The sequence below is a fragment of the Ensifer sp. genome, assembly GCF_035999135.1.
Taxonomy (GTDB): domain Bacteria; phylum Pseudomonadota; class Alphaproteobacteria; order Rhizobiales; family Rhizobiaceae; genus Ensifer.
This window is the reverse complement of sequence record NZ_DASYGZ010000144.1, coordinates 242,981-255,359: the sequence shown is the minus strand read 5'-3', so window position 1 is coordinate 255,359 and position 12,379 is coordinate 242,981. Positions and strand designations below refer to the sequence as shown.

The following is a 12,379-nucleotide window of genomic DNA, read 5'->3' as shown; positions in this document are numbered from 1 at the left end:
ATCGACACCCAGGTCTACGACACCTACGAGATCGAGCGCATCGCTGGCGTCGCCTTCGAACTCGCCCGCACCCGGAACAACCGGGTCTGCTCGATGGAAAAGCGCAACGTCATGAAGTCGGGCGTGCTGTGGAACCAGGTGATGACCGAGACGCACAAGGCGAAGTATTCCGACGTTCAGCTCGAGCACATGCTGGCCGACGCCGGCGGCATGCAGCTGGTGCGCCAGCCCAAGCAGTTCGACGTCATCGTCACCGACAACCTGTTCGGCGACATGCTGTCGGATGTGGCCGCCATGCTCACCGGTTCGCTCGGCATGCTGCCGTCGGCCTCGCTCGGCGCGCCTGACGGTGTCACCGGCAAGCGCAAGGCGCTCTACGAGCCGGTGCATGGCTCGGCCCCCGACATTGCCGGTAAGGGCATTGCCAACCCGATCGCGATGATCGCCTCCTTTGCCATGTGCCTGCGCTACTCCTTCAACCTCGTGAAGGACGCCGACAACCTGGAAAAGGCGATCGCCACCGTGCTCGACCAGGGCATCCGCACCGGCGACATCATGGCCGAGGGTGCACGACAGGTCGGAACGACAGAGATGGGCGACGCCATCCTTTCCGAGTTCAAGGCGCTGTCTGCCTGATTGCCGGACGATCTCCGCACGGCCTCAGGCCGATGCGACAAAAACACCTCCGGAACCCATCCGGGGGTGTTTTGCGTTTGGTGGCCTGCACAAACAAGATTGCGCGTTGCTACCGCGACGCCGCAGAAAGGAAGAGGAGGCAACCAAACCTCCCTCATTTCTGTGCTCGTCACAGAAATCTCTAGCAGTTCCGCTGGAACTGCGGGACCAGCCCAAGTCTTTGGGCTGAAAAGTCATTTTGACCCTGATGACGTCGGGTCGCTGGATCCCCGCCACAAGGGCGAGGAAGACGGAGTGTGGAGCACCGCGCAGCTGCCACTCGTCGCGTCCACGTCGACGGCGGCTTGGCCTCAGATCGTAATCCCACCGTCGATATTGATCGCCTGGCCCGTGATGAAGGCAGCCTCGTCGGAAGCAAGGAAGGCGCAGATGGCGGCGACTTCCTCGACCGTGCCGAAGCGGCCGGCCGGCTGGCGGCTGATGAAGGACCGATAGGCCTCGTCGCGGCTTCCGAGTTTATCCCCGAGCTCGCCGATACGCTCTTCCAGTGAGGGCGAGGCCACCGTTCCGGGGCAGACCGAATTGCAGCGAATACCCGCTGACACGTAATCGGCCGCGACCGCCTTGGTGAGGCCTATGACGCCACCCTTGGCGGCGCCATAGGCGGCGCGGCGCGGAAAGCCCTTGATCGAGGAGGCGACCGAGCCGATGGTGATGATGCTACCGCCAGCCGCTTTCATCTTCGGAACCGCCCCGGCGATGACGTTGTAGGCGCTGTCGAGCGTGATGTTCACGGAGCGCCGCCAGTCGTCCGGAGAGCATTCCTCGATCGTGCCCTGGTGCACGTAGCCGACCGCGTGCACCAGGATGTCGACCCGCTCGAAGGCTGCAAAGTAGCCGGCTACGGCCGCGTGGTCTGTCGCGTCCAGCCGCGTCGTCGCGGCACCATCGAGTGTGGCGAGCAGGCCATCGTTGATGTCGCTCGCGTGAACTTCGGCACCCTCTGCCACCAGCCGTTCGGCAACCGCGCGGCCGATGCCCTGGCCGGCGGCGGTGACCACCGCCACGCGTCCGGCCAATCGTCCCGTCTTTTCATTCATGATCCGTTTCCTTTCGCACGCATCAAATGGCCTCAACGGCCTGTCGCTGGTGGCCAAGGCCGTCGATACCGAGTTCCACCACGTCGCCGGGCTTCAGGTAACGCGGCGGCTTCTTGCCCATCCCGACGCCAGGAGGCGTGCCCGTGCAGATGAGATCGCCCGGCTCCAGCACGCAGAATTCGCTCATGTAGGAGACGATGGTCGCGACATCGAAGATCATGCGCGCAGTCGTGCCCGCCTGCATGCGCTCGCCATTGACGTCGAGCCACATCGGCAGTGCCTGCGGATCCGGCACCTCGTCCTTGGTCACAAGCCATGGCCCCGTCGGGCAGAAGTTCGGAAAGCTCTTGCCCTTCACCCACTGCCCGCCGCGTTCGATCTGCCAGGCCCGCTCGGAGACATCGTTGACGACGGTGTAGCCGAAGACATGCGCCATCGCGTCAGTGCGCGACACATTCAGGGCACGCTTGCCGATGACGATGCCGAGTTCGACCTCCCAGTCGAGCTTCGACATCTTTTCCGCATAAAGAAGCGGGGCATTTGGCCCGCAATAGGTACCGGCCGCCTTGTTGAAGAGGATCGGTTCGGACGGCACCGGCAGACCCGCCTCTTCGGCGTGGTCCGAGTAGTTGAGCCCGATGCACCAGATCGTGCCCGGCCTTGCAACCGGCGGCAGGATATCCGCATCGATGACGGGCACCACCGGCAAAGCCGAGAGATCCACCCCCGACAAGGCGCCGACGACATCTGGCAAGGTCTCCGCCGTAAAGTCCTGAACGAATGAGGATACATTCCGAGCCTGCCCCCCGCCGTCCAGAACGCAGGGCACGGCAGCGCCGTTTACGGTCAAACGCAACAATTTCATCGGGTGGCCTTTCGTTTGGAAGGAACGGGGCGAGCGCTCGGCTCAGCCCGCTGGCGCGGCTTCGGCGGAAAGCCGGTAGCGTGTGGTGAAGGTTTGTCCGGGTTCGAAGGCGATCGTCGTTGCGACGCCCGATGCCGACAGCGGGTTGACGCCAGCGGAAATGGCCGGCCCGAGATCGAAGGCCGAGGCGATCGGCTCGACGCCGAGTGCCACATGCCGTCCGTTCCACGGATAGGCCTTGCGGCCGCGGTTGCTGTACCAGAGCAGCACGCTCGGGAAATGCTCCTTCTGCCAGGAAAGCCGCGCACGAAACCCCTCATCACGGTGGTGGAGCGCGATGCTGCCATCGATGCCGGAGAGTTGCAGCAGGTCTTCGACGTCTTCGGCGAGCGGTACGCGGGCCGCATCGACTGTCGCACCACCGCGTGTGTCGACCTTTCCGAGTGACGGCCATTGCTGGCTGGGTGCGAACAGAGCTGCACCCGGCTCGACATCGCCCGGAAAACTCCACACCCGATCGTAGCTCCCCGGTTCGATGACGACCGAACCCGGCCGCGGTGATAGCCGGAAGGTCGGGTGCAGGCCGATCGGCAGGCGGCACGGCCACCGCGCTTCGATCTCCAGCGTGATATCGATGGCAGCCGCATTCGGGTCCGGTTCGATCCGCCGGCGTAGCGATCGGACGGGATGGTTACCCGGATAAGCGCATTCCAGGGTGATCTGACGCTCGTCGCAGTCGCCCCAGGTCCAATGGACGTTGGAACCGTGGCCATGCGGCACGCCGGCGCCGTCGAAACTCTCGCCGATTGCCGACCAGCCCGCAGGCAGCGCGCGATCAGCGTCGCTGCCGAAAGGCACACACGGCCATTCGCCGCGCAACTCCTGCAGGATGTCCGGCAGGATCTCGCGTTCGGGGTCGTTACCCCAGGGCGCAATATGCAGGGGGCTCACCTGTCGCCCATCGGGCAGCAGGAACAGCACCGGGCCGAGCATGCCGCCGAGCGATTGCACCGCTAGGCTGCCATGCGCCCATGCGAGCGCGCGTCGAGTCGTCTGCGCGCTCACCTTGTGGCCACCCCGAACCGATTTTCCGGCATGCCGGGTACTTCGACGCGCGTGGCAAAGAGGCTGCCGGCAAGGCGCTCGGCCGGCCCGGCGCCCGCCGTTGTGATATAGAGCGTCTTCAGGTCTGCGCCGCCGAAGGTGCAGGTGGTGATGTTGGTGACCGGCATCTCGACCGCCTCGGCAAGGCTGCCATCCGGTGCAATGCGGGCGATGCAGCTGCCGCCATAGCGGCAGTTCCAGAGATGGCCTTCGCTGTCGATCGCCGAGCCGTCGGGCGAGCCGCGGTCGAATCCGGTGAAAAAGTGCCGTTCGCCGGATATCGCTCCGGCCGCGGCATCATAGTCGAAGGCGTAGATCTCGTTGGCCAGCGTATCGCCGAAATAGAAGGTGCGTCGGTCCGGGCTCCAGCAGAGCGTATTGGAAATTCCGAGGCCGACCCGCCATTCGGTAACAGCGCCATCAGGCGCGATCCGGTAGAGGATGCCCTCCCCGGGTGCCACATCGCCGAGCTGGCCATCGGGAAGGACATTGTTCTTCATCGAGCCGACCCAGAAGTTTCCGGCGGGATCGGCGCGACCGTCATTGAGGCGCACCCGCGGCGCGCCGGGCAGAAAGAACCCATGATCCGCGCGCCGGTCGGTCTCAGGCCACCACCAGATCAGCTTCGAGCCGAGAGCGACGAGCAGGCGGCCGTCTTCTTCAGTCAGCGAGATCGCCACCACCGGCTCGTCGAACAGCCAGGTTCTGACGGCGCGCGTCGCCTCGTCGTAGCGATGCACGAGGAAACGGTTGATGTCGGTCCAGTAGAGTGCTGCTTCCGCCGCCGACCAGACGGCGCCCTCACCGCAACGGTCGCCGACGGGCGCGACACAGACGATCTCGCGTGCCATCCGCGCCTCCTATTCCGCCGCGATGCTCGTTGGTATGGAACGCGACGGCCCGAGCGCCTCGGCGTTCTGCACCAGCGCCTTCATGTAGCCGAGCGCAAAAGCCTTGCCGGCGTGCCAGGAGGCGCCGCAGGTCATGGCCGGCGTATGGTCGGGGATGAGCACGCCCTGGTAATTCTCGTCGCGCAGGATGCGGATGATCTCCGCCATGTCGATATCGCCCTCGTCGACGAAGGTTTCGACGTAACGCGGCATCTTTCCACGTACGTTGCGGAAATGAATGTAGCCGATGCGGCCGGAACGGGCGAAGCGCCGCACGTGTTCGTAGATGTCGCCGCCCGGCATTTCCTGAAGTGAGCCGAGGCAGAGTTCGAGGCCGTTGGAGGGTGAGTCGACGATCGCCATCAGCCGGTCGTACTTCTCCGGCCGGTTGACGAGCCGCGCCGTACCACGCAGCTCCTCGGCCGGCGGATCGTCCGGATGGGCGCCGAGCACAACGCCCGCCTCCTCGGCAACCGGCACGACCTCCTTCAGGAAGCGGCCAAGGCGATCCCAGAGTTCAGCCGAGCTGACGGAGGCCGACGTCGCGCCAGCGACGCCACGGCGATAGCGCATGTTCCAGACCATGCCGTCGGGGATGGGCGCATCGGGGTTCGGCGCAATGGTTTTCTCGACGCCAAAGCCGACCGATTCCGCACCGCCGCGGGCATAGGGGCCGCGCGTCCAGCCGTAGACGCCGGCAAGCGAAAAATTGTAGCCGATGCAGGGGATGCCGGCACGGCCGGCATCGCGGATGAGCTGCTTCAGCCCCTCGATCTGCTGGGCTCGCTCCGGTCCGTCCAGGAGCACGTCGGACCAGAAGCGCGGCGAGAAGTTCTCGATCGCCGCGATCTCGAGACCGCCGGCCCGCACATCCTTCACCAGCCCCGACAGTTCCTCGTAGGACCAGAGCCGATCGTCGGAACAATCGCCCCAGCCGCCCTGGTCGCCGCTGTCGATCTTCGGATCCTTGCCGGCGAAATAGTTGGTCAGGTGCGCGACGACATGGGTCGCACCCGCCTGCTGCGCAAACTGGAAATTGTCCGGGGTGAGTTGCTCCCGGTAGAGCCCAAGGCCGATCTTCATCTTCATACTTTCCTGTCTGATTACTTGACGCCGATGCCGGCGGTGAGGCCGCCGTCGATGCGGAAGTCCGAGCCGGTGACGAAGGCGGCGCGGTCGGAGGCGAGATAGGCGACCAGCTCCGCCACCTCCTCCGGCTCACCGATGCGGCCGATCGGGTGGGCTGCGCCGAAGCGGGCGAAGGCTTCCGCTTCGCTGACGCCCTCGCCGCCATAGGTGCGGGCCGCTAGCGCCAAGAGCGGCGTGCGCACAGAGCCGGGGCTCACCGAGTTCACCCGGACTTTCACTGCCGCATGGTCGAGCGCCATGGCGCGCGTCAGCGCATGGATCGCCCCCTTGGAGGCGACATAGGCCGCGACGTTCTGCTGGCAGGCATGGCCCTGCACCGAGGAGATGTTGACAATGGCGCCGCCACCGCGCTTTTCCATTTCCGGGATGCCGAAGCGTCCGGTCAGGTAAATCGAGCCGACATTGACGGCGAGGCAGCGGGCGAAGGTTTCGGCGCTGGTGTCGACGACGGTGCCATAGGGGTGGACGGCGGCGGCATTGACGATGATGTCGAGCCCGCCATGGCGCAGCACCGCCTCGCGCACGGCCGCCTCCACCTCGGCTTCCACCGAAACATCGGTCAGCCGCGTCGACATCGGCAGGTCGCGTTCTCTAGCGATGCGGTCGAAGATCGCGTTGGTATCGATGTCGTTGCCGCAGGCAAGCACCGTTGCGCCTTGCGAGGCCAGGCGGATCGCCGAGGCGAGGCCGATGCCGGAGGTGCCGGTGACGAGCGCGATTTTTCCCTTGAATTCAGTCATGATTGTCTCCGCGAATTTCAAAAGTTGGCGCGGGATGCGGGCACCCCGCTCCGTCTCATCGCACCCGTTCCAGAACCTGGTTCAAGAGCACGGCGCCGAGGATGATCCCGCCGCGCACGACGTACTGCCAATATTCGCTGACATTCATCAGCGTCATGCCGTTGGAGATGCAGCCGAGAAACAGAACCCCGATCAACGTGCCCCAGATGCGGCCCTTGCCGCCGAAGAGCGATGTGCCGCCGATAATCACGGCCGCGATCACGTCGAGCTCCATGCCGGTTGCGGTCGTTCCGGTGCCGGCGCCGATCTGGGAGGCGATCAGCGTGCCGGAGACGGCCGTCAGAGCGCCGGTCAGCCCCAGCGTCAGCGCCTTCACCTTCCAGATGTCGATGCCCGAAAGGCGGGCGGCCTCCATGTTGCCGCCGACCGCGTAAACCTCGCGGCCGAAGCTGGTGTACTTCATCAGGAAGTGCATGCCGGCAAAGGTGAGCGCGAAGATATAGACCGGGAACGGGATGCCGAAGAGGTAACCGCCGCCGAGGAAATCGAAGCCGAGCGGGAAGGACGACATCGGAAAGCCGCCGGTGATCAGGTTGGCAACACCGCGCAGGGCTGCAAACAGCGCTAGCGTGGTGATGAAGGTCGGCACGTTGAACCATTGGCGGAAACGGCCGGTGAGATAACCGAGCATGAAGCCGAGCAGCAGCGCCGCGGCGAAGCCGACGGTGACCGCGCCCCAGTCGCCGAAGACGTCGGTAAAGCGATCGGCGAACCAGGCGACGATACAGCCGGCGAGCGCCGCACCGGCGCCGACGGACAGGTCGATCTCGCCGCTGATGATGACAGCCGTCATACCGAAGGCGATGATGCCGAGCATGGAGACCGTGCGCAGCACGTTCAAGACGTTGGCAGTCGAGGCGAAGCCCGGCGCGACGAGGATCAGGAAAATCACCAGTGCCGCAAGGATGATCTCCATCGGATAGGTTTTCAGGAACTTGAGCGGCGTGTTCGGGCCGCCTTCTTCCGTCGTTTGGCTCACAAGTGTCATTGTCTGGCCCCTTCCATGCACAGGCCGTAAAGTTCGGTAAGGTCGGTTTTCGTCGGGTCCACCTCGGCAACGACAGCGCCGTGGTGCATGACGAGGATGCGGTCGGCGACTTCGAGGACTTCCTCGAGTTCCGTCGAGACGAAGAGACTGGCAAGACCGTCGGCGGCCTGCTGCCAGATGATGTCGAAGATCTGGCGCTTGGCCTGAACGTCGACGCCGCGGCTCGGCTCGTCGAAGAACATCACCGACGGCTGGCGGTTCAGCCATTTGCCGATCACCACCTTCTGCTGGTTGCCGCCCGATAGCGACGACACCGGCAGTTCCGGGTCGCCGCACTTGATGTGCAGGTCGGCGATCTGGCGGCGGATGAACGGCTGCTCGCGCCGGCGCGAGATGAAGCCCTTGTTTGCGATCGGACCGAGGCTTGCCATGCAGAGATTGTCGGCGGTCGAGAGCGACTGCACCAGGCCGACTTCCTTGCGGTTTTCCGGCGTGTAGCCGAGGCCCGCCTTGCGCATGTCGCGCGGGCTGGCGCCGGTCATGTCGCGACCGTCGAATGTGACCGTACCGCCGTCGATCCGGTCGGCGCCGAAGATCGCCCGCATCAGCTCGGTACGCCCCGCTCCGAGCAGGCCGGCAATGCCGAGGATCTCGCCCGGATAGAGGTCGAAGGAGACATCCTGGAAATGTCCCGACCGGCTGAGATTGCGCACCTCGAGCACCGGCCTGGCGCGGTCGAGCGCTCGCCGCGGCGGACGCGTGGCGCGGGCGGCATCGCCGAACATCATGCCGACGATGGCCGACGGCGTCGTCTCCTTCATCGCGACCGAACCGATATAGTGACCGTCGCGGATCACCGTGCAGGTGTCGGCGATCTCGAAGAGCTCGCTCATGCGGTGGGTGATGTAGATCATCGTCACGCCGCGGGCGCGCAGGCGCTCGATCAGCGCGAAGAGCTGCTTGACTTCACGCGACGCAAGCGCCGAGGTCGGCTCGTCCAAGAGCAGGATCGACGGGTTGAAGGACATCGCCTTGACGATCTCGACCACCTGCTGCTGGCCGACGCTGAGGGCGGAGACCGGCTGGCGGGAATCGATCGAAAGTCCCATGTCGGCAAGCAGTTCGCCGGCGCGTTTGTGCAGGCCCGCCCAGTCGACGACGCTGAAGCCGGCGCGGCGGCGATGCGGCAGCCGACCGAGAAAGATGTTCTCGCCGACCGAAAGCTCCGGCACCAGCGAGAGTTCCTGGTGCACCGTGACAATTCCCGCCGCGAAAGCATCGTGCGGCGAGGTGAAATGGCGGTCCTCGCCGTTGACGCTGATGGTGCCGGATGTCGGACCGGTCACGCCGGCAAGCAGCTTGACGAGCGTCGACTTGCCCGAGCCATTCTTGCCCATCAGGGCGTGGACCTGACCGGGCGCGAAGCTGTGGGTGAATTCCGAGAGGGCGACAGTCGGGCCGTAACGCTTGGTCACGGCCCGAAAGTCCAGCCGTCCCTGCACCCCTTGCAACGCGGCTGACCTTGGTTGCGGATTGATCATTCGGATGTCCTGCTGTCGGCGGCGAAGGAGCGGCGGGCAATGCCGCCGCCCGGTTCACGGATCCTGCCCTTATTTCAGGGCCTTCAGGCCTTCCTTGTAGGCGGCGACCTGGTCAGCATTGGCCCGGGTCAAAGGCAGCACCGGCACGTTGACCTTGGTCTCGATCTTCTTGCCGTCGAGCAGATTCTGCGCCGCCTCGATCGCCTGCTTGCCGACCTCGAGCGGCTGCTGTGCGGTCGTTGCCTGAAGCACGTTGTCCGAGTTCAGCAGCATGTTGGCGAGCTGCTCGGAGCCGTCGGTTCCGAAGACGAAGACCTTGCCTTCAAGCCCGGCCTTCTTCACCGCCTGCACCGCACCGATCGTGCCGCCCTCGTTTGCCGCGTAGATCACCTGGATATCCGGATTGGCCGTCAGCATGTCGCTGGCAACGGCGAGCGCCTTTTCGGCGAGCCAGGCGTCCTGCTGGGCGACGATGTCGACCTGATCCTTGACGACGCTCAGGAACCCGTCGACGCGGGCATTCGACTGTTCGGGCAAAAGCGCCTTGAAGGCGAGTGTGCCGATCTTGACTTTACCGCCATTGCCGAGCGTTTTCAGGAAATCGGTCGCCGCGTTGCCGGTGCCGATGCCGATATCGCGGTCCGAACTCGTCACCGTCGCCTGGGCGACGTCACCATTGGCAGACGTGCCGTAGGTGACGACCGTGATGCCGGCGTCACGCGCCTTCTTCAAGGCAGGCACCGAGGCGTCGGCCGAGAGCGGCGCGACGACGATCGAATTGACGCCGCGGGCGATGTAGGTATCGATCAGCTGCGCCTCTTTTTCGAGCTTGCTGTCGCTGTTGCCGGCAAGCAGTTCGTCGCCGGCGGCTTCCGCCGCCTTTTCCATGCCGATCTGGATGCCGCGGAAATACTGGTCCTGCTGAAAGACGATGCCGGCGATCGCCTTGCCGCCGGCGAACGCCGCACCGGGTGCGAAGCTGACGGTGGCAAACAGCGCGGCAAGCGCCAGACGTTTCATATTGCTCATGTTGGTTCTCCTCCCAAGTGCCCTGTCAGTGCCGCCGGATCGACGGGCGAGAGGATCCGGCAAACGGCTGCCCGCACCGCCTCCCTGATCGGAGGCAGTCCAGGCCAAATCTTCTATGCGCTCATCGCGACGGCTGGCCGCCGGGCGCGGCATCGACGAAGCGGATGCCGAATTCCAGATGACGGCTCATCAGGTAGACGTAGGCGATGCGGTCGCGGGCCCTCAGTGCCCGGATGATCTCCGCATGCGCCTCGAAAGTTGCCGCATGCACCGGGCGCTCCGCCTTGCCGAGCCGCATGACCTCCTCGATCACCGAGCGCAGCATGTGGTAGGCCGCAAGCGTCGTCCGATTGCCCGAGAGTTCGACGATCGCCGAATGAAACTGGTAGTCGCATTGCGCCGCTTCCTCGACGCTTTCGGCCACGAGGATCCGCGCATTGATCGCGTCCAGCCGGTCGAAATCGGCGTCGCTCGCCGTCAGGATGATGTGCTCGCCCACGCCGGTCTCGATGATGCGGCGGAAACCCTGCAGGTCATGGAAGGAGTCGGGCGAGATGCCGCTGTGAAAGGCGAAAAGCCGGCGGATCGCCTCGCCGTGGCCGCCGCTGATGACGGCGCCGACCTTCGGACGGGTCTCGACCATGCCATAGGCGCGCAGCACCTGGAGTGCCTCGCGCACGGTGTTTCGGCCGGCCTGGAACTGTTCGCCGAGATCGCGCTCGGTCGGCAGCGCGTCGCCAATGCCAAGCCCGCGCTCGGAAATCATGTCGCGGATCTGCTCGACCAGCCGGTCGACCGCCGAGGTTTTGCCCGGCTCGACGGCTTCCACGCCTGACAATGCATCTTCCCGTACTGAACTGCTCACCGCGATTCTCCCTGCGATGACTTATTTGTTGGTCCAGATTTCGCGAAGCGTCAAGAGGAAATTAGAGAGAGGCGCGAATTTTCAGTTTCCGTCGGTCCGATTGAGCCAATTTCACGCATTTTGGACTTGAATTGTTGGGCCAGTCGGACATTAATGACGAGCGTGGTCCAACAATAGGGATCCGGTGCGGCGAGGAGATCTGCATGAGACTGATGGAAGAGTGCTTTCGCTGGTACGGCCCGAACGACCCTGTACCGCTCAGCCATATCCGGCAGGCCGGGGCTACGGGGATCGTCTCGGCGCTGCACCAAATCTATGACGGCTCCGCCTGGCCGGATGAGGCGATCCTCGCCCACAAGACGCTGATCGAGGCCACCGGCATGCGCTGGAGCGTCGTCGAGAGCATTCCGGTGCACAATTCGATCAAGCTCGCGACACCGGAGAGCGCCCGCTACATCGGCTGGTACAAGGATACGCTGCGGGCGCTCGCGCGCGCCGGCATCGACACCGTCTGCTACAACTTCATGCCGGTGGTCGACTGGACGCGCACCGAACTGATGCAGCCGCTCGCCCATGGCGGCTACGCGCTGCGCTACGATGCCGTCGACTTTGCCGCCTACGACCTCTTCGTGCTGAAGCGCCCACGCGTCGAGGAAAGCTATTCCGAGCGCCAGATTTTCGTCGCCCGCCAGCGCTTCGACGAGATGGACGCGGCCAAGATCGAGCGGATCGAGCGCAACCTCATCGCCGGCCTGCCAGCGACCGAACGCCAGTACGACCGCTCGAGCTTTCTCGCCGCCCTTGCCGAATACGACGGCGTGACGGCCGATCACCTGCACGCCAACCTCAGGCGTTTCCTTCGAGAGATCGTACCGGTCGCCGAGGAGGTCGGCATCCGGCTCTGCATCCATCCCGACGATCCTGCCTTTTCGCTCTACGGCCTGCCGCGCATCGTTTCGACCGCGGCGGACGTCAGGCGCATCCTTGCCGCTGTCGACAGCCCGGCGAACGGCATCACCTTCTGCACCGGCTCCTATGGCACGCGCACGGACAACGACCTGCCGGCGATGGTGCGCGAGTTCGGCCCGCGCATCCACTTCGCCCATCTGCGCAATGTCCAGCGCGAGGAGGACGGCTCGTTCTACGAGGCCGATCATCTCGGCGGATCGAGCGACATGCCGGCGGTGATCCTGGCGCTGATGCAGGAGCAGGAGCGGCGCGTGCAGGAGGGTCGCACCGACTGGCAGATCCCGCTCCGTCCGGATCACGGGCATCTGCTCGCCGATGACATCGGCAAGGCGCGGATCAATCCCGGCTATTCGCTGATCGGCCGGCTGAAGGGGCTCGCGGAAATCCGCGGCGTCATGCAGGGCATCGACACGGCCGTTGCCCACAAGGTTTGAGGGAAGAGA

General features: G+C 64.9%; 12 protein-coding genes. 2 read left to right on the top strand and 10 right to left on the bottom strand.

Annotation, left to right across the window (positions count from 1 at the left end; all coding sequences use genetic code 11):
• A partial coding sequence (locus VGO12_RS18540; RefSeq protein ID WP_327514208.1) for an isocitrate/isopropylmalate family dehydrogenase occupies positions 1-636 on the top strand: 636 nt, incomplete at its 5' end.
• A 350-nt stretch (positions 637-986) separates the two neighbouring features.
• Here VGO12_RS18540 and VGO12_RS18535 read toward each other — a convergent pair.
• The 10 genes from VGO12_RS18535 to VGO12_RS18490 form a co-directional block, all read right to left on the bottom strand.
• On the bottom strand, positions 987-1,736 hold the full coding sequence (locus VGO12_RS18535; RefSeq protein ID WP_327514207.1) for an SDR family oxidoreductase: 750 nt from the start codon (positions 1,734-1,736) through the stop codon (positions 987-989).
• 22 nt (positions 1,737-1,758) lie between these two features.
• A complete protein-coding gene (locus VGO12_RS18530; RefSeq protein WP_327514206.1) occupies positions 1,759-2,601 on the bottom strand; it encodes a fumarylacetoacetate hydrolase family protein in 843 nt (280 codons plus the stop codon).
• A gap of 42 nt (positions 2,602-2,643) precedes the next feature.
• Positions 2,644-3,666 (bottom strand): hypothetical protein, encoded by a 1,023-nt coding sequence (locus VGO12_RS18525; protein ID WP_327514205.1) that lies wholly within the window; start codon positions 3,664-3,666, stop codon positions 2,644-2,646.
• Positions 3,663-4,556, bottom strand: a complete 894-nt coding sequence (locus VGO12_RS18520) for an SMP-30/gluconolactonase/LRE family protein (RefSeq protein ID WP_327514204.1) — start codon at positions 4,554-4,556, stop codon at positions 3,663-3,665. Before VGO12_RS18520 ends, VGO12_RS18525 begins: the two co-directional genes overlap by 4 nt.
• Before the next feature lie 9 nt (positions 4,557-4,565).
• Positions 4,566-5,684 (bottom strand): mannonate dehydratase, encoded by a 1,119-nt coding sequence (locus VGO12_RS18515; protein WP_327514203.1) that lies wholly within the window; start codon positions 5,682-5,684, stop codon positions 4,566-4,568.
• 14 nt (positions 5,685-5,698) lie between these two features.
• On the bottom strand, positions 5,699-6,484 hold the full coding sequence (locus tag VGO12_RS18510) for an SDR family NAD(P)-dependent oxidoreductase (RefSeq protein WP_327514202.1): 786 nt from the start codon (positions 6,482-6,484) through the stop codon (positions 5,699-5,701).
• A gap of 55 nt (positions 6,485-6,539) precedes the next feature.
• On the bottom strand, positions 6,540-7,532 hold the full coding sequence (locus VGO12_RS18505) for an ABC transporter permease (RefSeq protein ID WP_327514201.1): 993 nt from the start codon (positions 7,530-7,532) through the stop codon (positions 6,540-6,542).
• A complete protein-coding gene (locus VGO12_RS18500) occupies positions 7,529-9,073 on the bottom strand; it encodes a sugar ABC transporter ATP-binding protein (RefSeq protein WP_327514200.1) in 1,545 nt (514 codons plus the stop codon). Before VGO12_RS18500 ends, VGO12_RS18505 begins: the two co-directional genes overlap by 4 nt.
• Before the next feature lie 69 nt (positions 9,074-9,142).
• Entirely contained in the window at positions 9,143-10,102 is a 960-nt protein-coding gene (locus VGO12_RS18495; protein ID WP_327514199.1) for a substrate-binding domain-containing protein, read from the bottom strand.
• Between the two features lie 121 nt (positions 10,103-10,223).
• A complete protein-coding gene (locus VGO12_RS18490) occupies positions 10,224-10,967 on the bottom strand; it encodes a FadR/GntR family transcriptional regulator (protein WP_327514198.1) in 744 nt (247 codons plus the stop codon).
• A gap of 212 nt (positions 10,968-11,179) precedes the next feature.
• Between VGO12_RS18490 and uxuA the strand changes: the two genes are divergently transcribed.
• Positions 11,180-12,370: a mannonate dehydratase gene (gene uxuA, locus VGO12_RS18485; protein WP_327514225.1), complete on the top strand. Its 1,191-nt coding sequence runs from the start codon at positions 11,180-11,182 to the stop codon at positions 12,368-12,370.
• The last annotated feature ends 9 nt before the right edge of the window (positions 12,371-12,379 follow it).